The sequence below is a fragment of the Streptomyces sp. BB1-1-1 genome (genome assembly GCF_031597775.1).
In the GTDB taxonomy this organism is placed as follows: domain Bacteria; phylum Actinomycetota; class Actinomycetes; order Streptomycetales; family Streptomycetaceae; genus Streptomyces; species Streptomyces thinghirensis.
Window position 1 is genome coordinate 5,859,483 of sequence record NZ_CP134203.1, and the last position, 21,292, is coordinate 5,880,774.

Consider the following 21,292-nt stretch of genomic DNA (forward strand, 5'->3'; position numbering starts at 1 on the left):
CGCATACTGATACGGACCCGCGTGACCGGCGTGACTCGGCTATGGTGCTGGGCATCATGCGTTTCGGGCTGCTTCTCCTTAGCTGCCGCGGCGAGGGCCTGTAGAGGCCGACTCCCTCCCCGCGGAGCTTGGTGGTGCCGTCGGCCGTCCTTCCGGAACACGCGGACGTCGCGGACGTCGCGCACACCGCGGACATCACGAGGAGCCCACGCCATCATGGCCAACCGCCAGCAGCCCACTTCCATGCCGACCGCCAAGTACCGCGGGTACGAGCAGGTCGACATCCCCGACCGCACCTGGCCGGGCCGGCGCATCACCACCGCCCCCCGCTGGCTCTCCACCGACCTGCGCGACGGCAACCAGGCGCTGATCGACCCCATGTCGCCCGCCCGTAAGCGCGCGATGTTCGACCTGCTGGTCAAGATGGGCTACAAGGAGATCGAGGTCGGCTTCCCGGCCTCCGGCCAGACCGACTTCGACTTCGTACGGTCGATCATCGAGGACCCGGACGCCATCCCGGACGACGTGACGATCTCCGTACTGACCCAGGCCCGCGAGGACCTGATCGAGCGCACGGTGGAGTCCCTGAAGGGCGCCAAGCGGGCCACCGTCCACCTGTACAACGCCACCGCCCCCGTCTTCCGCCGCGTCGTCTTCCGCGGCTCCCGGGACGACATCAAGCAGATCGCGGTCGACGGCACCCGCCTGGTCATGGAGTACGCCGAGAAGCTGCTGGGCCCCGAGACGGAGTTCGGCTACCAGTACAGCCCCGAGATCTTCACCGACACCGAGCTGGACTTCGCCCTGGAGGTCTGCGAGGCGGTGATGGACACCTACCAGCCCGGCCCCGGCCGCGAGATCATCCTCAACCTGCCGGCCACCGTGGAGCGTTCCACCCCCTCCACCCACGCGGACCGCTTCGAGTGGATGGGCCGCCGGCTCTCCCGCCGCGAGTACGTCTGCCTGTCCGTCCACCCGCACAACGACCGCGGTACGGCCGTGGCCGCGGCCGAGCTGGCCGTGATGGCCGGTGCCGACCGCGTCGAGGGCTGCCTGTTCGGCCAGGGCGAGCGCACCGGCAACGTCGACCTGGTCACCCTGGGCATGAACCTGTTCTCCCAGGGCGTCGACCCGCAGATCGACTTCTCCGACATCGACGAGATCCGTCGCACGTGGGAGTACTGCAACCAGATGAAGGTCCACGCGCGCCACCCGTACGTGGGCGACCTGGTCTACACGTCCTTCTCCGGCTCCCACCAGGACGCCATCAAGAAGGGCTTCGACGCCATGGAGGCCGACGCGAAGGCCAAGGGCGTCACCGTCGACGACATCGAGTGGGCCGTCCCCTACCTGCCGATCGACCCCAAGGACGTCGGCCGCTCCTACGAGGCGGTCATCCGTGTCAACTCGCAGTCCGGCAAGGGCGGCATCGCCTACGTCCTGAAGAACGACCACAAGCTGGACCTGCCGCGCCGGATGCAGATCGAGTTCTCCAAGCTGATCCAGGCCAAGACGGACGCCGAGGGCGGCGAGATCACGCCGACGGCCATCTGGGACGTCTTCCAGGACGAGTACCTGCCCAACCCGGACAACCCCTGGGGCCGCATCCAGGTCGCCAACGGCCAGACCACGACCGACGTCGACGGCATCGACACCCTCACCGTCGACGCCACGGTCGACGGCGCGGAGACCACCCTGGTCGGCACCGGCAACGGCCCGATCTCGGCGTTCTTCCACGCGCTGCAGGGCGTCGGCATCGACGTACGCCTGCTGGACTACCAGGAGCACACGATGAGCGAGGGCGCCTCCGCGCAGGCCGCGTCCTACATCGAGTGCGCCATCGGCGACAAGGTGCTGTGGGGCATCGGAATCGACGCGAACACCACGCGCGCCTCGCTGAAGGCGGTCGTCTCCGCCGTCAACCGCGCAACTCGCTGACCAGCCGAATCGGCGGTTTGAGGCCCCGCTCGCCGGAAAACGGCGGGCGGGGCCCCGTCGTATACCGGCCATCTCCGTGTGCAGGTCACGGAAAGGTCTCTTCCTGGGTACTGACTCCACGTCCGCGATGTGGCTAACATCACGCCAGCGCGACGATGCTGTCGCGCGGTTACGGAGGTGCGACGTGCTGCCTGAACGGGGACGAAACGGCCGAGCTGCCCGGCTGCCGCGCATCCTGGGCACACGCACCGCGTGGACACCCGTCGGCGACGGCGAGTTCTTCTGCCCCGGCTGCGGAGGCGACCGCAACTACCAGCGGCTCACCGGCCGCCGCCGCTTCACCATGCTCGGCGTGCCCGTGCTGCCGCGCGGCGAGTCGGCGCCGACCGTGGAGTGCGCGGCCTGCCGCCGCCACTACGGCACCGACGTCCTCGACCACCCGACCACCACCCGCTTCTCCGCGATGCTCCGCGACGCCGTCCACACCGTCGCCCTGGCGGTCCTGGCCGCGGGCGGCACCTGCTCCCGTACGTCGCTGGAGACGGCGGCCGTCGCGGTGCGCGCGGCCGGCTTCGAGGACTGCACCGAGGACCAGCTGAACGCGCTCGTCGAAGCGCTGGAGGCGGACACCGGCCGGGTCCACGGGGAGCCCTGCGTACCCGGCCTGGCCATAGAGCTGCACGAGGCGCTGGACCCGCTTGCCCCGCACCTCGCCGCCGTCGGCCGCGAGTCGATCCTCCTCCAGGGCGCCCGCATCGCCCTGGCCGACGGCCCCTACACCCCCGCCGAACGCGACGCCCTGGCGACGGTCGGCGCGGCCCTGACCATCTGCTCCGACGACGTGACCCGCCTCCTGGAGGCGGCGGGCACGCCCTCCTAGGCTTCCTAGACCTCCTGGGCCTCCAGGCCGCCCGGAAGGTCCAGGCGCAGGATCTGGCGGTCCATCCCCGGGCCGAAGTAGTCCCGGCGCAGGCCCGCGTCGGGTTCCTCCGGGTGGAAGCCCAGGGAGCGGTAGAGCAGGATGGCGGCGAGATTGGCCGGCTCCACGGTGAGCCGGACCACCCCTATGCCGTCCCGGCGCAGCCGGGTCAGGACCTCCGTCATCAGCTCCCGGCCCAGCCCGTGCCGGCGCCGGTCCTCGGTGACGCACAGGCCGAGTATCCAGCTGTCCCCGCCGAGCGCCCGGGTGGCGGCCAGTACGTAACCGCGCAACCGGCCCGTGCCGTCGTCGAGTACCAGGAAGTGTTCCTCGTACATGTCGAAGAGCTGGCGCAGGAGGAAGCCGGGATAGGCGACCTCCTGGAAGACCTCCTCGTCGAGCCGCCGCAGTTCGGGCAGGTCGGACTCCCGCGCCGTCCGCAGGACCAGGGGCAGTGTCTCCTGGTACGGATCCGGCCTCGTGAGCTGCTCGTGGCGGTCCAAGGAGCGTTCCAGCGGTTCGGCGGTCATGCCACCCCCAGTCAGGACGTGCGGACGTCAACTCGACGACACCGGAAACGCTCACGAAGGAATGAGCCTCCATGTGGCGGCCGGTGACCCCTTCTGGCTAGAGTGAGCTTCCAACTTCCCGCGTGCAAGGGCGAGTTCGGGTGTGCGACGATGCGCCGGACGTGCGCCCGGCGGAAGAGGACTGGCGTGTTCCCGGCTGTCTCGACATGTCCTGGTGGCTTACCGTGCACGACACTGGGGCTTGTCCGGAATCGAATGGAACGCGGCAGGGTGACTATGGATCGCAATGCCGACGCACCTTGGTCGAAGTTCGATCCAGAGGTGTATGTCGACAACAACTACCGGACACCACTCGAAGTCGATCTGCTGATCGTCCGGTTGATGCGTGACTATTTCAGCCGCTGTTTCTCCGGAGGCGTTCCGGATTCGGTGCGGGGCGTCGACGTCGGGGCCGGTGCGAATCTCTACCCCGCGCTCTCCATGCTGCCGTGGTGCGAGAAGACGCTGCTGCTGGAATACGCGCGCCCGAACGTCGAATACCTGGAGAAGCAGGTCTCCCCGGGCGGGTACGACACCGCGTGGGACGCGTTCTGGGAGGTGCTGCGCGAGTCTCCCTCCTACGCCGCCGTCGAACCGAGAAGCCGCGTCAGCGAGATCGTCCGGGTGGAGCGCGGCAACCTGTTCGACCTGGAGCACGGACACCGGCGCTGGGACATCGGGACGATGTTCTTCGTCGCCGACTCGATGTCCGAGTGCCCCGAGGAGTTCCGGCGGGGAGTGCGGTGCTTCATGAACGCGCTCAGCGAAGGCGCGCCGTTCGCCGCCGCGTTCATGAAGGAGTCGGTCGGCTACCGCGTCGGCGAACACGACTACCCGGCCTACCGGGTGAACGAGAGCCGGGTCAGGGAGAGCCTGGAACCGTTCACCGGAGAGCTGGAGACCCACGATCTGCACCACATGGTGCGGCCGGGACACGAGGGAATGATCCTCGCCCTGGGGCGGCGCAATTCGGAGGTTGCCGCCCCCTAGGAACGGGGACCATGCTGAACACAGGGCAACGAGATCTGTACGAGGGGTGCGGGGATGCAGATCAAGCCACGCCAGCACATGCTGGAGATCTGGCAGGCCATGGCCCGTCATTCGTTCGACGACGGGAAACTGCTGTGGGGCGACACGGACGGGCTGAGCAGCGTCGCGGACGCCGAACGCCTGCTGTGCCTGCTCTATCCGGCCACCGAGGTCCCCGCCTTCCGTCTCGACCAGCCGGACACCACCGAACGTGACGTCCTGCGCGCCCTCGACCGGATCGGCAGCCGGCTGGAGATCCCGCCCAACCTGATCGCCGCGCTGACCCAGTTCATGCGCACCCACACCGGGACGGACGACAGCCCCACCTTCTCCGGCGGCCACTACTTCCGCCCCGCCGAGCCCGACGGGCGGATCACGCACGAGCAGGGCCAGTTGGGCGTGGTCGACTCCTACTCCATGTCCGTCACCCTCTGCCTCGCCACCCTCGGATTCCTCAAGGTCTACGAGGGCACCACGACCCGTCCCGAGGTGCGCAAGGCGATCGGCGAGCTGCGCGAGGCCACGAACGCCCGGCTGACCGCCGCCATGGTCAGCCTGCTGCGCTCCTTCACCGTCAACGTCTTCGACGCCGAGTCCGAGCAGGGCAAGCGGCTGATCCAGGTCGTCGGACAGGGCAGACAGTCCGACCGGGCCGTCCTCCAGCAGTTCTCCCGCAAGTTACGCCCCCTGCGCGCCACCATCATCGAGAGCCTCAGCCGCGGCATCGAGGTCGATGAGGGCATCCGCGACGAGAGCCAGCTCTTCGAGTGCGGCTGGGCCTGGGGCGTCGTCCAGGACGCCCCGGAGATCAGCGACCTGAGCGTCCCGGTCCCCGGCCAGCCCGCCGGCATCGCCGACCGGCTGCCCTACGTGTACTTCACCGTCGTCGCCCTCGACGGCATCCAGGACCTCTTCTCCGACCGCACCCTCACCCTCGGCCTGCTCGACGCCGACCAGCAGAAACTCGCCGAGGCACTGCGCCTGCGCTGGGAACTCAGCCAGCAGTACTGGTCCGCGATCGCCCGCTTCGGCACCGAACGCTGGCCCCTGGAGGACCTGCCCTGGCAGACCACCGGCCTGCGCCTGGAGTCCGAGTACTTCTCCCTGACCGTCGCGGCCATCCTCGTCCACGACCTGGTACGCCGGAAGGCGACCGACGACGACCTCACCCGCACCGTCGCCATCATGGAGCGGCTCGCCGACCGCGGCCGGGTCACCAGCCGGATGACCAAGGACGACCCCACCATCCGGCTGCACAACCCCGGCGTCACCATGCCGCTCGCCGGGTCCGAGCGCTCCGGCGGGCTCCTCCTGTGGCGGATGACCGACTTCTCGGCCCAGCTCCTCAAGCGGATCATCCAACTCGCCGAACTCTCCCGGAACATCGGCGCGCAGGACCGGCTGCTGCGCCTCGCCGAGCAGTCCTTCGAGCACCTTTGGGCCCGGCGGATCGACGACGAGGACGGCGCGGGCCTCTGGGACAACGTCCGGGCCGTCTACCCCGACGCGCGCGACGTCGGACTGCGCATGTCCTGGAGCATCACCGAGCGCGTCACCGAATGCCTCGTCGCTGCCCGCAACCTGTACGAGCAGCAGCCCATCCGCAGTCCCGAACTCGCCGAGCTGGCCCGGGAACTGCTGAGCGAGGCCACCCACCTGTTCGGCAAGGAGCAGCTGGAGGCCTCCGCGGCCGCCGACGGCAGCAGAGCCCGCGCCATGCGCAGCATCGAGAGCCGCCTCGACCACGCCCGCGGCCTCGTCGACGACCGGCCCGCCACCGCCTTCGCCCTCGCCCTGCCCGTGCTCCAGGAACTCGACACCCTGGCCCAGGCCAGGGGCGCCGCCGCACAGGAGGTGTGAGCGTGCTCGTCTTCGCCGCCTCCGACAAAGGAGGCACGGGGCGCTCGGTGACCAGCGCCAACCTGGCGTACCAGCGCGCCCTCACCGGCGACCACGTGGCCTACGTGGACTTCGACTTCGGCTCGCCCACCGCCGCCGCCGTCTTCGACGTGCCCGGCGCGATGCGCGGCACCGAGGAACGCGGCCTCCACTCCTACCTGGAGGGCGAGGTCGCCGAACCGGCCAGGATCGACGTCTGGCGGCAGACCGAGCACCCCCTGCTGCGCGCCCGCCCCAACCAGTCCGGCCGCCTCGTCCTGCTCCCCGGCGACGCGGGCGGCGGCGAGTTCGCCACCGGCGAGGAGACCCTGGAGCGGTGCATCGACCTGCTGCTGCGGCTCAACGGCGAGTTCGACGTCACCGTCGTCGACCTCAGCGCCGGCCGCAGCTACGCCGTCGACATGGTCCTCGCGGCCACCGCCCACCCCCGGATGCGCAACGTCCCCTTCCGCTGGCTGGTCTTCCACCGCTGGACCCGCCAGCACGTCATCGCCGCCTCCGGACTCGTCCACGCCGACCACGGCATCATCGGCGGCGGCGTCGAACGCGGCCACGACAAGGAGGCGCTTCAGGCCGCCGTCCGCTTCGTGCGGGCCGCCGTGCCCGACCCCGAGTCGCCGCTGTGGTCCCAGGGCTCGCCCGCCCAGGCCGCCTGGATGCAGGCCTGCGACGAGGCGCTGCGCAGGCTCGCCGCCGAGCACCGCATCGGCGACAGCGTCGTCCTCGGCGTCGTACCGCTGGAACCCATACTCCAGTGGCGCGAGCAGCTGATCACCGAAGAGGACGTGCTCTCCACCCAGATCGCCAACAAGGAGACCCTGGAAGCGCTGGAGGAGATCGCCCGGCGTCTGACGGACGACTCGCACTGGGGGCGGCCATGACGGACGCGGTGTTCCGGGAGACCGCCGCCGAGCCGCGCACCCAGTCGGTGCCGCTGGCCCACCTCTCCCTGGAGCTGGGCCACCTCTACATGGAGGACTTCGAGGCCGGTCCCGAGCGCCTGCGCCGGCACTTCACCGAAGTACGCCCCTGGGTCGACGCGGCCCGCACCGCCGCCACCGCCCGGGCCGGCGGCAGACGCGCCCGGATCAGCACCTGCTTCCTCGTCGACGACTACTTCACCCGCTTCTCCACCCCCGCCGAAGTCGTCCCCATGCTCCTCGCGGAGGCCGAGCGGGCCGGGCTGAGCGTCGACTACCTGGCCCGCGAGTCCGGCTGCGCCACCACCGGCAAGGTGCCCGTCGCCGAGGCGGTGGCCGGCCGCATCGTCGAGTCGCCGCCGCCCGGCAGCTACGGCCTGCGCCCGCCCGCCGCGCAGACCGGCTGGCTGGCCAACGGCGAACGCAGCCCCGCCGCCCGCGCCCCGCAGGCCATGAAGCGCGCCGCCGCCTGGCAGCCGCCCCGGGAGACCGCCGCCCGCCGCCACTCCGTCTTCCTCGACGTCGAGCTGTGGAGCGACGACGCCGACGGGCACCGCACCTGGTCCTGCCCCTTCCTCGCCGCCGTGTGGCAGCTCGCCCGCCTCGGACTGCTGCGCAACGAGGGCGAGGCCGTCCTCGTCCCCCAGCCGCACACCGCCACCGGCTTCCCCGACTCCTGGGACGAACTGCCCTCCCTGCTGCGACTCAACGCCGGCGCCGACCCCTTCGCCGCCTACCGGACCTGCTCGGTCCTGCCCACCCGCTTCCTCCCCGTCGAGCACGCCGTCCGCGTGATCCTCGACCAGATCGAGGTGGATCCCGGCGCACTGGAGCAGGTCGCCGAACGCTCCGGACGGGAGCGCACGGCCGTCCCCGACTCGGTCGCCGACCGTGTCTCCTACGTCTACTACTCGGGGCCCTGACATGCCGCCGCGGGAGAGCACACCGCGCGCCGTACTCGCCTGCGGCGAGGTCCGCACCTGCCTGCTGCCCGCCCGGCAGGCCCTCGACATCCGCTCCGCCGCCCAGCTCCTCGCCCTGCGCGCCGACGAACGGGTCCTGCTCTCCGAGCGCCCGGGCCTCTACGCGCGTTCCCCCGACACCCTCACCGGCGTCGACTGCCCGCTGCCCAGCGCCAACGGCGCCCGGATCCGCGCGGTCGGTACCGTCGCCGCCCACGCCGCGCTCACCGAGGGGCGCGTCCTGCAGACCTCAGCGCACTTCCGGCTCCCCGCCACCGGACCCGACCAGCGGCGGCCGTGGGGCGAGTACCTGGTACGCCCCGGCGTGGTCGAACCCCTCGGCAAGCTGCCCCACGAGGCCGTCGCGCAGGGCGTCCTCGGCGGCGGGCGCCACGGCGACCTCGACGTCGGGCTGATCGCCGACGGCCTGCTCACCCGGCTGCTGCGCCACGCCCTGCTCGACCAGTGCCCGCCCTTCAGGTCCCGGCCCACCCGGCTGCGCTGGGTGGCCCTGCCCGCTGCCCCGGGCGACGGCCCGTCCATCGAACGGTTCACCCTCGCCGAGGACGAACTGCGCACCGTGCGCCTGCGCGTGCCCGAGGGCACCACCGGCGCCGACCTCGCCGCGCTCTGCGACGACCTCGCCCTGCACGACTGGCTGCTCACCACCGTCGTCCGCATGCTCGACGGCGTCCGCCTCGGCGGCTCGGCCGCGCAGGACGCCACCGCCGTGGTCAGGGCGCTGCGTCCGGCCGTCGACCACCTGCTGCACCTGTGGATGCCCCGGGCCAGGGTGGCCAGGGAACTGGCCCCGCTGTGGGACCCGCTGGAGGAGCGGCCGGGTTTCAGCAGGCAGTGGCAGGCCCTGGTGCAGCGCATCCGCGACCAGCTCACCCTCCAGGCCATTCCCGCGCCCCACCGGGAGGTGGAATCGGTGCCCTGACCGGGCGCCGGCACCTCCCACGCACATCCCCGCACCCCGATCCGACGCGTATCCCAACGGGGGGAGAAGCGAGATGAGCACGGCACAGTCACCCCAGCCCGACGACACGGCCCGCACACCGGGCCCGGCCGACCTGATGAGGGGGGAGTCCCCATGGGCGCGCATGCTGCTGGTCGCCCTGGTCGTCGGTGCCCTCTTCTGGAGCGTCGTCGCGCTGCTGAGCCCCGAGGACGGCACGCTGCGGCAGTTCGTGGCCGCGGTCCTCTGCGCCGGCGCCGCGATGCTGGTCCAGTACGTCCTCGGCCTGGCCCCGCGGCCCGGTCACATCCGTCTGGAGGAGCACACCCGCCGGGTGGAGAGCGCCCTCGCCGAGAACACCGCCGCCGTACGAGAGGGCCTGAACCGGTACGACGACGAGCTGAAGACCGGCCTGACCCGGCACACCGAGGACGTGAAGCAGCTCGTCGAGACCCACGTCACCCAGGTGGACCACCGGCCCTCCGAGCCCTACCCCCAGCTGGACCGCGCCCGCATCGACAGCGTGCCCGACCTGGCCAAGGGCTTCGCCGACGTACTGCTGCCGGAACCCTCGATCCTGCACACCTTCGTCCACCTGGAGATGGCGCGGGTGGTGGGCCACATGGCCGACCTCACCAACCAGAGCGCCGAGTGCCCCGGCGAGAACCACGACTGGATGCTCACCCTCACCCGCGCCGCCGAGCAGTCCATCTGCGCCACCAGCACCTCCGTCGACCGGGAGTTCTGGAACAGCGAGCCCGCCGGCCGCTACCTCGACGCCCAGCAGGAGGCGATCGACGAGCAGGGCGTGTCGGTGCGCCGGCTGTTCCTGCTGGAGAGCGCGCGCGAGCTGGACGACCGGCTGCTGCGGCTGTGCGAGGAGCAGGAACTGCGGCGCATCGACGTACGCGCGGCCGTCCTGCCCGAACTGCCCCCGCACCTCCAGCGCGGCACCACCAACGACTTCATCCTCTACGACGAGGAGGTGTCGTTCGAGATCGAGCAGGACCTGCGCGACGTCAACGTCCGGACCCGGCTCACCGCGCGCCAGGACTACGTACGGGACCGGCTGAAGCGCTTCCGGGAACTCTGGGACGCGGGCATGGGCCTGCGGGAGCTGGAGGTGCGGGTCGACGCGGAGGAGGACGGCAACTGGATGGTCGACCGGGCCTGACCGCCGGTCCCCGATTACTCCCCGGGGAGTAACGACAGTCCCGTGTCACCCCGGGCAGTAGCCGCCGACTCGCCCTCGCGTCCGACGTATCGGCGGCCCGCCGCCGGAAGTCTGGAGACCTACCCAGACTTCCACCGGAGGGAGGCCCGCCAGATGGGGGCCGTAAGGACAAGTGGGGGGCGACGGCGGGCCGTGCCCTGGCTGGTGCTCGGGCTGTGGATCGCCGTACTGGCCATCGCCTCACCGTTCGCGTCGAAACTGTCGGACGTGCAGCGCGACCGCGCCGTCGACTACCTGCCGGCGAGCGCCGACTCGACCCAGGTCGCGAAGATCCAGGACCGGCTGCCGGGCGGCGAGGCCACCGAGATGGTCGTCGTCTACCACCGAGACGCCGGACTGACCGCGACCGACAGGGCCACCGCCACCGACCAGATCGCGAAGATCGCGGGCGCGCACCGGCTGGCCGACCGCCCGGCCGGCATCCCGTCCGAGGACGGCACCACCCTCATGTACCCGGTCGCCAGCACCGAGCCCGGCCAGGACGAGGAGGCCCGCGACGAACTGGTCAACGCCGTACGGGACGTCGCGCGGGGCGGCGACGGGCTGAGCGCCGAGGTCGGCGGCGCGGGCGCGCTCGCCACCGATGCCGCCGAGGTGTACAACTCGCTCGGCGGCCCCCTGCTCTACACCACCGCGGCCGTCGTCGCGCTGCTGCTGATCCTCATCTACCGCAGCCCGTTCCTGTGGCTGGTGCCGCTCGCCGTCGCCGGAATCGCCGACTACCTCTCCATGGGCGTCGCCTACGGCCTCAACCAGGGGTTCGGCACCTCGGTCTCCGGCCAGAGCTCCGGCATCATGACCATCCTGGTCTTCGGCGTCGGCACCGACTACGCCCTGCTGCTGATCTCCCGCTACCGCGAGGAACTGCGCCGTATCGAGCGCCCCCACGACGCCATGCTCGCCGCCCTGCGCGGCTGCGGCCCCGCCGTGCTGGCCTCCTCCGGCACGGTCGCCGCCGGGCTGCTGTGCCTGCTCGCCGCCGACCTCAACTCCAGCCGGGGCATGGGCCCGCTCGGCACCGTCGGCGTGCTGTGCGCGCTGGCCGCCATGCTGACCCTGCTGCCCGCACTCCTGGTCCTGCTCGGCCGCCGCGTCTTCTGGCCGCTCGTACCCCGCTACGGCAGCACGCCCAAGACCCGCCGGTCGCTGTTCACCGCGATGGGCAGCTCCGCCGAACGCCGCCCGCGAACCGTCCTCGTCGGAGGTGCCCTGCTGCTGGGCGCGCTGGCGCTCGGGTCGTTCAACCTGCCCGGCTCCCTCAAGCAGGAGGACTCCTTCACCACCAGGCCCGAGGCGATCGCCGCGATGGAGACCCTCGCCGCCGCCTACCCGGAGCGCGGCACCCAGCCCATCACCGTCATCGCCCCCACCGACCGCGCCGACGCGGCCCTCGCCGAGGCCCGCGACACCCGCGGCGTCACGAGCGCCGAGAAGGGCCGCAGCGGTGACGGCTGGACCGAACTGACCGTACTCGCCTCCGCCCCGCCCCAGTCGGCGGCCGAGACCGCCACCATCGAGTCCCTGCGCGACACACTCGACGGCTCCTACGTCGGCGGCCCCAGCGCCCAGCAGATCGACCTGGAGGACACCAGTGCCCGGGACACCACCATCGTCGTACCGATCGTGCTGCTGTCGGTGCTGCTGATCCTCGTCGGCCTCCTGCGGTCGCTGGTCGCGCCGCTGATCCTGGTCGCCGCCGTCGTCGCCGTGTGGGGCGCGGCCCTGGGAATCGGCGGACTCGTCTTCGGGCCCCTCTTCGGCTTCGAGGGCACCGACCCGGGCCTGGGCCTGCTGTCCTTCGTCTTCCTGGTGGCACTGGGCGTCGACTACGGCATCTTCCTCATGCACCGCATGCGCGAGGAGTCCCTGCACGGTGCCGAGCCCACGCAGGCCGCGCTCACCGCGCTGCGCACCACCGGCGGCGTCATCGCCTCCGCCGGACTCGTCCTCGCGGCCACCTTCGCGGTGCTCACCAACATGCCGATGGTGCAACTCGTCGAGCTGGGCTTCGTCATCGCCGTCGGCGTCCTCCTCGACACCTTCCTCGTCCGCACCTACCTCGTCACCAGCGCGAGCGTCGCCCTGCGCCGCCGGGTGTGGTGGCCGGGCCGGCTGTCCCGGGCACCCGAGGAGCCGGTGCCGGCCGGCGAGCGGGAGCCCGTCGGTGTCTGAGGTCCCCGACGACCGGAGTGCGCCCCTCCCCTCCCGGAGGGGCGCGTCCGTCGCGCAGGATGGGCGCGTGCAGGCAACCACTCCGGCGTCGTCCTGGCCCCGCCTCGGGGAGCGGATCATGGCCGCCATCAACCGCGATCCGCTCACCGCCCCGCACGGCGCCCGCAACGACGCCGTACTCGCCGCGGTCCTCCTCGCCGGTGCCGCCTGCCTGGCCCTCTTCACCGACGAGGGCCGCCGCCCGGACGCGTTGGGCTGGGCGCTGCTGGTCGCCGCGCACGTCCCGATCGTGTGGCGGCGCCGCCGTCCGCTGCTGGTGCTCGCGACGGTGGTGGCCCTCGTCGGGCCGTACCACGCGATGGACAACAACCACGCCGCGGCCGGTCCCGCCTCGTACGTGGCGCTCTACACGCTCGCCGTCACCGGCCGCCCGCTGCGCACGATCCTGACCGGCATCGCGGTCCTCACGGTGTCCGTGAGCATCATGCTCACCGTCAACACCCACCAGGCCGTCGAGCTGATCCGCATCTCCGGCTGGGTGATCGCCATCCTCTTCGCCGGCGTCGACGTCCGCTACTACCGCCAGTACGTCGCCTCCATCGTCGAACGCGCCGAGCGCGCCGAACGCACCCGCGAGGAGGAGGCCCGGCGCCGCGTCGCCGAGGAGCGCCTGCGCGTCGCCCGGGACCTGCACGACCTGCTCGCGCACAGCATCACCCTCATCGGCGTGCAGACCTCGGTCGCCGCCCACGTCCTGACCGCCGACCCCGAGCGCCTGGACCGGGCCGCCGTCGCCAAGGCCCTCGACGACATCGCCGAGACCTGCCGGAGCGCGCGCGGCGAACTGCGGACCACGCTGGAGGTACTCCGGGAACAGGACGCGCCCGACGCCCGCGGCCCACTGCCCGGACTGCACGGCGTGCCCGACCTGGCCGAGGCCGCCCGGCTCGCCGGAGCGCGGGTGGACCTGTCGGTACGCGCCGACGACGTGCCGCCCGCGGTCGGCGCCGCCGCCTACCGCATCGTGCAGGAGGCGCTGACCAACGCCGTACGGCACGCGGGGCCGGAACCGTCCGTGCGCGTCGAGGTGCACGCCGAGCGGGGCGCCCTGCGCCTGGCCGTGACCGACGACGGCACCGGGCCCGACCCCGACGGCACCCCCGGCTTCGGTCTCGTCGGCATGCGGGAGAGGGCCCGCAGCGTGGGTGGCACACTCGACGCCGGGCCGCGGGACGGGGGCGCCGGCGGCTTCGAGGTGACGGCCCTGCTGCCGACCCCCGTGGCGCCGTCGACACCTTCGGTGCCGGCCGTGCCCCTGACGACCGCGACCCCGGAGAGAGACGGCTGACGGATGACCATACGAGTGCTGCTCGCGGACGACCAGAACCTCGTCCGTGCCGCGTTCGCCCTGCTCGTCGCGTCGGCCCCCGACATGGAGGTGGTCGGCGAGGCGGGCACCGGCCGCCAGGCCGTGGAACTGGCCCGTACCGAACGCGCCGACCTCGTCGTCATGGACGTCCGCATGCCCGACCTGGACGGCATCGAGGCGACCCGGCTCATCGCGGCCGACGAGGAACTCGCGGGCGTGAGGGTGCTGGTGCTGACCACCTACGACACCGACGAGAACATCGTGGAAGCGCTCCGCGCGGGCGCCTCCGGATTCCTGGTCAAGGACACCAGGCCCGCCGAACTCCTCGACGCCATCCGCACGGTGACGGCGGGCGACGCCCTCCTGTCGCCCGGCCCGACGGCGCGGCTGATCGAGCGCTTCCTGCGCAGCCCCTCGACGCCGGTGGCGGGCGGCGGCGGCCCCGGCTGCCTCTCGGACCGAGAGCGCCAGGTGCTCACCCTGGTCGCCCGCGGCCTCAACAACACGGAGATCGCCGACTCCCTGGGGCTGAGCCCACTGACCGCGAAGACCCACGTCAGCCGCATCATGGGCAAGCTGGGCGCGCGGGACCGGGCGCAGCTGGTCATCGTGGGCTACGAGTCGGGGCTGGTGACGCCGGGCGCCCGGTAGGGCCGGGCTAGCCTGGCCCGCATGGAGACGTTCAACGGGGTGGAGGTCGTCGCGTTCCCGGACGCGTCGGCCTTCGAGGAGTGGCTGGCCGAGCACCACACCCGCCGTGAGGGCGTGTGGGTCAAGGTCGCGAAGAAGGCGTCGGGGATCGCGTCGGTCACGGATGACGAACTGGTCGACGTGGGGCTGTGCTGGGGCTGGATCTCCGGGCAGCGCCGGGGCCTGGACGACCGGTACTACCTGCAGAAGTACGGGCCGCGGCGCCCGAGGAGCATGTGGTCGCGGGTGAACGTCGAGAAGGTCGCGGCGCTGGCGGGGGCGGGCCGGATGCGGGAGCCCGGCCTCGCCGAGGTCCGCCGGGCCCAGGAGGACGGCCGCTGGGACCGGGCGTACGCGTCGCAGGCGTCGGCCGTCGTCCCGGACGACCTTGCCGCGGCGCTCGCCGCGGACCCGGCGGCGCGGGCGGCCTTCGACGCGCTCGACCGGACCGCCCGCTACCTCGTGATGCTCCCGCTGCTCCAGGCCGCGACACCGGAGACCCGGCGGACGCGGCTGGAGCGGGCGGTACGGGACCTGGCGGAGCGGGGGCAGGCGGGCGAAGGCTGACCGCCTGCCACCGTCAGGGCACCGGCCGGGCCCTAGTCGCAGTAGGTGTCCGTGGCCGGCCGCTGCCCGGTCGCGAGGAAGTGGGAGACGGTGCGGTCGCCGCAGGCGTTGCCCTCGGCGAGGTATGCGTCGTGGCCGGTGGAGTCCACGGTGACCATGACCGCGCGCCGGCCGAGAGCCTCCCGCATCTTCAGGGCGCCGCTGAGCGGGGTGTTGACATCGCGCTCGTTCTGGACGAGCAGGATGTTGGACGGCCCCCGGTCGGTGATCCGCACCGGCTCCTCGCGCGGCGGGTACGGCCAGGCGGCGCACAGCATCGCGTTGCGGGGCATCCCGGCGGTGAGCGGGTACTTGGCGCGGCTCTCGGTGACGTCCTTCTGGTACCCGGCGGCCGACTTCGGCCAGGCGACGTCGTTGCACAGCACGCCGGCGCCTACCGCGGTGACGTTCTGCAGCACGGCCTCGGGCGGCCCCGCGGGCGCGGGCGGCACGGTGCCCTGCCGCGCGGCCACCATCAGCTTCGCGAGCGTGGGATAGCGGCCGGGGGCTGCGAAACTGTCCAGCATCGTCTGGCGCAGCACGTTGCCGTTCAGCTCCTCCGGGTTGGCACCGGGCCACGGGATCGGCTCGCGGTCGAGCCGGGCGGCGAGCCGCAGGAACATCGGCCGCACGTCGGAGGCCCTGCGCGCCACGCGGTCGGGGTTGCCGGGCTCCGAGGCCCAGGCCGCGAAGTGCGGGAAGGTGTCCTCCACGCCCTGCTCATGCCCGGCCAGCCAGGCGCGGTTGACGCGGGTGGGGTCGGGGTCGTCGAGGCTGTCCAGCACGACGCGGTCGGTGCGGTGCGGGAAGAGCTGCGCGTACACCGCGCCGACGTACGTCCCGTACGAGACGCCCCACGCGGAGATCTTCCGCTCGCCGAGCGCGGCCCGGAGGCGATCGATGTCGCGAGCCTCGTTGGCGGTGCTGAGGTGCCGCATCAGCTCACCGCCGTTGCGGGCGCAGGCGTCGGCCGTGCGCCGGGCGGTGTCCATGTTCCCGTCCACCGAGCCGTCGGGGGCGGGCCAGGGGCGGAGCTTGGAGGTGGCGAGGTCGCCGTACTCCAGCCCGCAGTCGACGGAGGTGGACGGGGCGAGGCCGCGCGGCGCGAACCCGATCAGGTCGTGGGTGTCCCGTACCTCCTGCGGGAGCTTCTGTCCCTTCCCCGACGGGTCGTTGAGACTTGAGCCGCCCGGCCCTCCGGCGATGAGCAGCAGCGCCCCGCGCCGGGCGTCCAGGTTCTCGCTCGGGATGCGCGAGACGGCGATGTCGATGAGCGGGCTGTCGGGGTCGGCGTAGTCCATGGGGACCTGGAGGGTGGCGCACTGCTGACGGGGGGCGACGCCGGTGCCCTCGCAGGCGGTCCAGGCGAGGGGCTCGGCCGCGTCCGCCGTGGCGGAGGCGGTCACGGGTGCGGTGATGCCGAGGAGGGCCGTGGATACGCCGACGATGGCGGCGTTGCGGATGGTTCGCGTGCGCTGCGTCATGCGACGAGCCTCGCGGATGTCCAGGGCCCTCCCCATCCGGGCAACAACCTGAAATACAGGGGGGATTACCCCAGGGTGGGCCCTCGGGGTTCTCCCTGACCCGTCACACGAAGAAGCTGTCGTGCTTCACCTGGAACTCCCGCAGCTCCTCGCCGCCGCGCTGCGCGAACTCGGCGACGCGCTCGAAGTACTCCTCGCGCGGGGCGCCCGGCGAGAACAGCATCAGCATCGACACGGGGTCGTCGCTGTCGTTCTTGAAGGCGTGCAGTCCGCCGACCGGGACGTACAGGAAGTCTCCCTGGCGTCCGGTGACCCAGCGCTCGCCGTTGTAGAGCTCCACCTCGCCCGACAGGACATAGAAGGACTCGGAGATGCTCCGGTGGAAGTGCGTCCTGGCGCCGGGCGCCTTGGGGCCCATGTCGACCTTGTACAGCCCGAACTCACCTCCGGTGGAGGCGTGGCTCGCGAGGTAGTGGGTGGTCGTGCCGCCGGGGGAGACGATGTCCGGCGGGGTGTCGGCCCCCCTGAACACGGCGTTGATCTCGCCCTTGTCGCCGAGGTAGCGCGGCTCCGGGTACGACATGGGTGCCCCCTTTGTTCGTTGCGACTTTGTGGGGCAAGTCTTGCGTACGGGGGAGTTGTTGGGACCGCGTGCTGGTGAGGTGGCCGTGGGGCCGCCCGCTTCTTGGCCAGTGTCGTGCCTCCGCGACCCGAGTAAAGGGCGCTCCCTGCGGTCGCGTCGGCTGCGCCGATGCCCCTTCGGGTCACCCTTGACTCGGCTCGCTCCAGCACGGGTGAGAAGCGTGCGGGCGGCCCGGGGAGAGCGGATGGCCCGGGCCCGCCGGTCCCTTCCGTCGGCTGCGCAGGCGTCCGGCGTGTGGGGGCGCGTCCGCGTCTCGCCAGCACGCCGGGCGGGCTCAGCGGCTTGCGGTGGTGGGTGGTGAGGAGTGGATTGCGGGCGGGGTGCGGAGGGGGGTCGGGAAATGGATGACACTTCGGGGTGAAGTGTCATCCATTTTCGGGGGGTGGTCCGGGGCGCGCCGCCGCACCGCCCACCGGCCGCGAGCCGCTGAGCCGGCCCGGCGTGCTGGCGAGGCGCGAGCGCGCACCGCTGACGCCGAGGGCGTACGCAGCTGACGGTTGATCGTGAACCCGGCCCGGCCACCCGTTTTTCCGGGCCGCTCGCTCGCTTCTGACCCGTGGTGGAGCGAGCCGAGTCAAGGGTCGGCCGTAGGCCGATCGCCGAAGGCGACGCGTAGCGCCCTTTACTCGGGTCGCGGAGGCACGACACTGGCAAGGAAGCGAGTGGCCCCCACGGTACGTACGAACTCCGTCCAGGCCACCGACCCCACGACGACCACCGGCCCGGCAGCCACCTTGCTGTCCCGGACGGGCACGACGCCGGGAACTCCATCGGCGACCTCGACGCAGTCGCCGCCTTGGCCGTTGCTGTAGCTGCTCTTTGTCCAGCGGGCGTTGCTCAGGTCGTACTCGCGCATCGTCTGAAGTCCTCCGCCGCCGACTCGACCAGGGCCAGGGACGCCTCCGGCGACAGCGCGGCGACCCTGAGCAGATCGTATGTGCGCTGGGCGTGCACCACCACGGCTGGAGCATCGATGAGAGTCCCCGAATACTCCGTCTCTGTATAGGCGACCGGAGGGGCGTCTTCGAAGTTCATGAGTTTCAGCATCCCGCCCATGGCCGCATGCGCCCCCGCCTCGTACGCCAGCACCGTCACCACCGCCGTGCGCTCCCGCATCAGCCGCGCGATGTGCTCCAGTTGCGCCGCCATCACCTGCGGGCCACCCACCGGCATGCGCAGCACGTTCTCGTGCAACGCCACCCAATACTCGGGCCGTGTAGCGTCGTCGAGGATCAGCGACCGCTCCAGGCGGGCGCTGACGATCTCGTCGACGTAGGCGTCGGATTTGAACGGGTTGGCGGCGATCGTGACCGCGCGTGCGTAGGCCTTGGTCTGGAGCAGGCCCGGAACAACCGTCGGCGCGAACTCGCAGATCCGTGTGGCCAGCCGCTCCAGCTCCACCACGTGGGCGAAGTAATCCGCGTACCGCGGATCATCAATCAGCTTCCGGCACAGCCGCTCGAAAATACCGTCGGTTTGTAGCGCCTCGTCAATCCGCTGGGCCACATCCAGCTGAGGCTTGCGAATTGCCTGTTCGAACTGGCCGATGTAACCCCCGGAGACGAATACCCGTGCCCCCAGCTCGACTTGGGTGATTCCGGCGTCCTCCCGCCGGCGTTTGAGTTCCGTTCCGAAGAACTCCCACGCCGCCTGCCGCGAACCATTGGCCATAGCCAACCCCCTAGTGCTGACCCGCACTTGTAGTGCGCATACTCCTGCCGAGTGTAGATGTGGAGCGGCATTCTGGGGACACGAAGAGTGAAACCGTAAAGGGAAGGGGAACACGGTGGAGGCACGACACTCGGCGCTCTGCGTCGAAGAAGCGGAGGTAGCGGTGAAAGAATTGCGCGCAGCACTCGCGGAGGCAGGAATTACTCTTCCCTCCCTCGGGCTCGACCCGGTGAGTCTTGCGCGGGAGGCACCCTGTCCACTCATCGAATTGGGGCGGTGTTCCGTCGAGACCGCGCAGCGGCTCGCGGCGGCGCTGCGATGACATACCCGTACCCGCCCGTCGGTGCCTACGCCCTCGACACCCGCACCGGACGCGTCGGCCTCGTCATGGGCCACGAGGGGCCGTACGTGCAGATGCGGCCGTACGGCGGCGGGCGGGAGTGGGACGCCGAGCCGGGTGACGTACGCCACGCCACCCCGGCGGAGCGCCTCAGCGCGGCGACGGCGTACACGAACGCCAGAAGCCGGGGCGAGGTGCCCTGACACATGCGCGAGAATGGGCGCCATGAGTCTGTTCCGCGACGACGGCATCGTGCTGCGCACCCAGAAGCTGGGTGAGGCGGACCGGATCATCACCTTGCTCACGCGCGGTCACGGACGCGTACGCGCCGTGGCGCGCGGGGTGCGGCGGACGAAGTCGAAGTTCGGGGCGCGGCTGGAGCCGTTCTCGCACGTCGACGTGCAGTTCTTCTCGAAGAACAGCGAGCTGGTCGGGCGCGGCCTGCCCCTGTGCACGCAGAGCGAGACCATCGCGCCGTACGGTGGTGGGATCGTCACCGACTACGCGCGGTACACCGCCGGGACAGCCATGCTGGAGACGGCCGAGCGGTTCACCGACCACGAGGGCGAGCCGGCGGTGCAGCAGTACCTGCTGCTGGTCGGCGCGCTGCGGACCCTCGCCCGGGGCGAGCACGCGCCGAACCTCGTCCTCGACGCGTTCCTGCTGCGCTCCCTCGCCGTGAACGGGTACGCCCCGACCTTCGGGGACTGCGCGAAGTGCGGCATGCCCGGTCCGAACCGGTTCTTCTCGGTCGGCTCGGGCGGCTCCGTCTGCGCCGACTGCCGGGTGCCCGGCAGCGTCGTACCCTCGCCGCAGGCCCTGGAGCTGCTCGGGGCGCTGCTCACGGGAGACTGGGGGACCGCGGACGCGTGCGAGCCGCGGTACGTCCGGGAGGGCAGCGGGCTGGTGTCCGCGTACCTGCACTGGCACCTGGAGCGCGGCCTGCGCTCCCTGCGATACGTAGAGAAACCCTGAAGGAGACGAGAGACACATGGCCGTACGCGGGATCCTGGGGCGTCAGCGCCGGGACTACAGGACGCCGGAGCCGCACCCGTCCGGCGCGCGGCCTCCGAGGCTCGGCGAGCTGGTTCCGGAGCATGTGGCGATCGTCATGGACGGCAACGGGCGCTGGGCCAAGGAGCGCGGGCTGCCGCGCACCGAGGGGCACAAGGTCGGTGCCGAGCGGGTGCTGGACGTGCTCCAGGGCGCGATCGAGATGGGCGTGAAGAACATCTCCCTGTACGCCTTCTCCACCGAGAACTGGAAGCGGTCGCCGGACGAGGTGCGCTTCCTGATGAACTTCAACCGGGACTTCATCCGCAAGACCCGCGACCAGCTCGACGAGCTGGGGATCCGCGTGCGCTGGGTGGGGCGGATGCCCAAGCTGTGGAAGTCGGTCGCCAAGGAGCTGCAGATCGCCCAGGAGCAGACCAAGGACAACGACCGGCTGACGCTGTACTTCTGCATGAACTACGGCGGGCGCGCCGAGATCGCCGACGCGGCGCAGGCCCTCGCCGAGGACGTGCGGGCCGGGCGGCTCGACCCGTCGAAGGTGAACGAGAAGACGCTCGCGAAGTACCTGTACTACCCGGACATGCCGGACGTGGACCTGTTCCTGCGGCCGAGCGGCGAGCAGCGGACGTCCAACTACCTGCTCTGGCAGAGCGCGTACGCCGAGATGGTCTTCCAGGACGTGCTGTGGCCCGACTTCGACCGCCGTGACCTGTGGCGGGCGTGCCTGGAGTTCGCCTCCCGGGACCGCCGCTTCGGCGGCGCGATCCCCAACGAGGAGCTGCTGGCCATGGAGGGGAAATCCAGCCCGTCCGGCGTTTGAGGACGAGGCCGTTCAGGCCGAAAAAAAGGGGCCCGGGGCGCAGCCCCGGGCC

Annotated in this window: 21 protein-coding genes; 16 read left to right on the forward strand and 5 right to left on the reverse strand. The window is 71.5% G+C overall.

Annotated elements, in window-relative coordinates:
• Window positions 1–216: 216 nt before the first annotated feature.
• The gene (gene leuA / locus RI578_RS26845; RefSeq protein WP_310873463.1) at window positions 217–1,938 is read left to right on the forward strand and encodes a 2-isopropylmalate synthase; all 1,722 of its coding nucleotides are present in this window, start codon (window positions 217–219) and stop codon (window positions 1,936–1,938) included.
• 184 nt (window positions 1,939–2,122) lie between these two features.
• Window positions 2,123–2,818, forward strand: coding sequence for a TerB family tellurite resistance protein (locus tag RI578_RS26850; protein ID WP_310873464.1), 696 nt, complete (start codon window positions 2,123–2,125; stop codon window positions 2,816–2,818).
• Window positions 2,819–2,823: 5 nt separating this feature from the next.
• Here RI578_RS26850 and RI578_RS26855 read toward each other — a convergent pair whose 3' ends face one another.
• Window positions 2,824–3,387: an N-acetyltransferase gene (locus RI578_RS26855; RefSeq protein WP_310873465.1), complete on the reverse strand. Its 564-nt coding sequence runs from the start codon at window positions 3,385–3,387 to the stop codon at window positions 2,824–2,826.
• 255 nt (window positions 3,388–3,642) lie between these two features.
• Between RI578_RS26855 and RI578_RS26860 the strand changes: the two genes are divergently transcribed.
• The 10 genes from RI578_RS26860 (at window position 3,643) to RI578_RS26905 (ending at window position 15,229) form a co-directional block, all read left to right on the forward strand.
• The gene (locus tag RI578_RS26860; protein ID WP_310875870.1) at window positions 3,643–4,416 is read left to right on the forward strand and encodes an SCO2525 family SAM-dependent methyltransferase; all 774 of its coding nucleotides are present in this window, start codon (window positions 3,643–3,645) and stop codon (window positions 4,414–4,416) included.
• A gap of 54 nt (window positions 4,417–4,470) precedes the next feature.
• The gene (locus RI578_RS26865) at window positions 4,471–6,315 is read left to right on the forward strand and encodes an SCO2524 family protein (protein ID WP_310873466.1); all 1,845 of its coding nucleotides are present in this window, start codon (window positions 4,471–4,473) and stop codon (window positions 6,313–6,315) included.
• A 2-nt stretch (window positions 6,316–6,317) separates the two neighbouring features.
• Window positions 6,318–7,235 carry an SCO2523 family variant P-loop protein gene (locus RI578_RS26870; RefSeq protein ID WP_121746941.1) on the forward strand — a complete coding sequence of 306 codons (918 nt, stop codon included), beginning with the start codon at window positions 6,318–6,320 and terminating at the stop codon, window positions 7,233–7,235.
• Window positions 7,232–8,197 carry an SCO2522 family protein gene (locus RI578_RS26875; protein ID WP_310873467.1) on the forward strand — a complete coding sequence of 322 codons (966 nt, stop codon included), beginning with the start codon at window positions 7,232–7,234 and terminating at the stop codon, window positions 8,195–8,197. Before RI578_RS26870 ends, RI578_RS26875 begins: the two co-directional genes overlap by 4 nt.
• A gap of 1 nt (window position 8,198) precedes the next feature.
• On the forward strand, window positions 8,199–9,179 hold the full coding sequence (locus tag RI578_RS26880; protein WP_310873468.1) for an SCO2521 family protein: 981 nt from the start codon (window positions 8,199–8,201) through the stop codon (window positions 9,177–9,179).
• Between the two features lie 73 nt (window positions 9,180–9,252).
• Entirely contained in the window at window positions 9,253–10,371 is a 1,119-nt protein-coding gene (locus tag RI578_RS26885; RefSeq protein ID WP_310873469.1) for a hypothetical protein, read from the forward strand.
• A gap of 153 nt (window positions 10,372–10,524) precedes the next feature.
• Window positions 10,525–12,603: an MMPL family transporter gene (locus RI578_RS26890; RefSeq protein WP_310873470.1), complete on the forward strand. Its 2,079-nt coding sequence runs from the start codon at window positions 10,525–10,527 to the stop codon at window positions 12,601–12,603.
• A gap of 67 nt (window positions 12,604–12,670) precedes the next feature.
• Complete coding sequence (locus tag RI578_RS26895) at window positions 12,671–13,951, forward strand: histidine kinase (RefSeq protein ID WP_310873471.1); 1,281 nt, start codon at window positions 12,671–12,673, stop codon at window positions 13,949–13,951.
• Window positions 13,952–13,954: 3 nt separating this feature from the next.
• Window positions 13,955–14,623 (forward strand): response regulator transcription factor, encoded by a 669-nt coding sequence (locus tag RI578_RS26900; RefSeq protein ID WP_310873472.1) that lies wholly within the window; start codon window positions 13,955–13,957, stop codon window positions 14,621–14,623.
• Between the two features lie 21 nt (window positions 14,624–14,644).
• Entirely contained in the window at window positions 14,645–15,229 is a 585-nt protein-coding gene (locus RI578_RS26905; protein WP_310873473.1) for a YdeI/OmpD-associated family protein, read from the forward strand.
• A gap of 32 nt (window positions 15,230–15,261) precedes the next feature.
• On the opposite strand, the gene RI578_RS26910 is transcribed toward RI578_RS26905, so the two are convergent.
• The 4 genes from RI578_RS26910 to RI578_RS26925 form a co-directional block, all read right to left on the reverse strand.
• A complete protein-coding gene (locus tag RI578_RS26910; protein ID WP_310873474.1) occupies window positions 15,262–16,752 on the reverse strand; it encodes an alpha/beta hydrolase in 1,491 nt (496 codons plus the stop codon).
• A 103-nt stretch (window positions 16,753–16,855) separates the two neighbouring features.
• Complete coding sequence (locus RI578_RS26915) at window positions 16,856–17,335, reverse strand: cupin domain-containing protein (protein ID WP_310873475.1); 480 nt, start codon at window positions 17,333–17,335, stop codon at window positions 16,856–16,858.
• A gap of 682 nt (window positions 17,336–18,017) precedes the next feature.
• A complete protein-coding gene (locus RI578_RS26920) occupies window positions 18,018–18,251 on the reverse strand; it encodes a DUF397 domain-containing protein (protein WP_310873476.1) in 234 nt (77 codons plus the stop codon).
• On the reverse strand, window positions 18,233–19,066 hold the full coding sequence (locus RI578_RS26925) for a helix-turn-helix transcriptional regulator (RefSeq protein ID WP_310873477.1): 834 nt from the start codon (window positions 19,064–19,066) through the stop codon (window positions 18,233–18,235). The genes RI578_RS26920 and RI578_RS26925 overlap by 19 nt, the downstream gene beginning before the upstream one ends.
• Window positions 19,067–19,181: 115 nt before the next feature.
• Here RI578_RS26925 and RI578_RS26930 point away from each other — a divergent pair, with 115 nt between their 5' ends.
• From RI578_RS26930 to RI578_RS26945, 4 genes are read left to right on the forward strand one after another with little or no spacing between them, the layout of a single operon-like run.
• Window positions 19,182–19,388 carry a hypothetical protein gene (locus tag RI578_RS26930; protein WP_307852187.1) on the forward strand — a complete coding sequence of 69 codons (207 nt, stop codon included), beginning with the start codon at window positions 19,182–19,184 and terminating at the stop codon, window positions 19,386–19,388.
• The gene (locus RI578_RS26935; protein WP_310873478.1) at window positions 19,385–19,609 is read left to right on the forward strand and encodes a hypothetical protein; all 225 of its coding nucleotides are present in this window, start codon (window positions 19,385–19,387) and stop codon (window positions 19,607–19,609) included. The genes RI578_RS26930 and RI578_RS26935 overlap by 4 nt, the downstream gene beginning before the upstream one ends.
• Window positions 19,610–19,631: 22 nt before the next feature.
• Window positions 19,632–20,381, forward strand: coding sequence for a DNA repair protein RecO (gene recO / locus RI578_RS26940; RefSeq protein WP_310873479.1), 750 nt, complete (start codon window positions 19,632–19,634; stop codon window positions 20,379–20,381).
• A gap of 16 nt (window positions 20,382–20,397) precedes the next feature.
• Window positions 20,398–21,240 (forward strand): isoprenyl transferase, encoded by an 843-nt coding sequence (locus RI578_RS26945; protein WP_310873480.1) that lies wholly within the window; start codon window positions 20,398–20,400, stop codon window positions 21,238–21,240.
• Window positions 21,241–21,292: the final 52 nt, after the last annotated feature.

Excerpts from the sequence above, each read along its gene's own strand:
- RI578_RS26855 (WP_310873465.1), bottom strand. The coding sequence starts at position 3,387 with ATGACCGCCGAACCGCTGGAACGCTCCTTGGACCGCCACGAGCAGCTC.
- RI578_RS26945 (WP_310873480.1), top strand. The coding sequence starts at position 20,398 with ATGGCCGTACGCGGGATCCTGGGGCGTCAGCGCCGGGACTACAGGACG.
- RI578_RS26880 (WP_310873468.1), top strand. The coding sequence starts at position 8,199 with ATGCCGCCGCGGGAGAGCACACCGCGCGCCGTACTCGCCTGCGGCGAG.
- RI578_RS26920 (WP_310873476.1), bottom strand. The coding sequence starts at position 18,251 with ATGCGCGAGTACGACCTGAGCAACGCCCGCTGGACAAAGAGCAGCTAC.
- RI578_RS26885 (WP_310873469.1), top strand. The coding sequence starts at position 9,253 with ATGAGCACGGCACAGTCACCCCAGCCCGACGACACGGCCCGCACACCG.
- RI578_RS26860 (WP_310875870.1), top strand. The coding sequence starts at position 3,643 with ATGGAACGCGGCAGGGTGACTATGGATCGCAATGCCGACGCACCTTGG.
- RI578_RS26875 (WP_310873467.1), top strand. The coding sequence starts at position 7,232 with ATGACGGACGCGGTGTTCCGGGAGACCGCCGCCGAGCCGCGCACCCAG.
- RI578_RS26865 (WP_310873466.1), top strand. The coding sequence starts at position 4,471 with ATGCAGATCAAGCCACGCCAGCACATGCTGGAGATCTGGCAGGCCATG.
- recO (WP_310873479.1), top strand. The coding sequence starts at position 19,632 with ATGAGTCTGTTCCGCGACGACGGCATCGTGCTGCGCACCCAGAAGCTG.
- RI578_RS26925 (WP_310873477.1), bottom strand. The coding sequence starts at position 19,066 with ATGGCCAATGGTTCGCGGCAGGCGGCGTGGGAGTTCTTCGGAACGGAA.
- RI578_RS26910 (WP_310873474.1), bottom strand. The coding sequence starts at position 16,752 with ATGACGCAGCGCACGCGAACCATCCGCAACGCCGCCATCGTCGGCGTA.
- leuA (WP_310873463.1), top strand. The coding sequence starts at position 217 with ATGGCCAACCGCCAGCAGCCCACTTCCATGCCGACCGCCAAGTACCGC.
- RI578_RS26900 (WP_310873472.1), top strand. The coding sequence starts at position 13,955 with ATGACCATACGAGTGCTGCTCGCGGACGACCAGAACCTCGTCCGTGCC.
- RI578_RS26935 (WP_310873478.1), top strand. The coding sequence starts at position 19,385 with ATGACATACCCGTACCCGCCCGTCGGTGCCTACGCCCTCGACACCCGC.
- RI578_RS26890 (WP_310873470.1), top strand. The coding sequence starts at position 10,525 with ATGGGGGCCGTAAGGACAAGTGGGGGGCGACGGCGGGCCGTGCCCTGG.
- RI578_RS26915 (WP_310873475.1), bottom strand. The coding sequence starts at position 17,335 with ATGTCGTACCCGGAGCCGCGCTACCTCGGCGACAAGGGCGAGATCAAC.
- RI578_RS26905 (WP_310873473.1), top strand. The coding sequence starts at position 14,645 with ATGGAGACGTTCAACGGGGTGGAGGTCGTCGCGTTCCCGGACGCGTCG.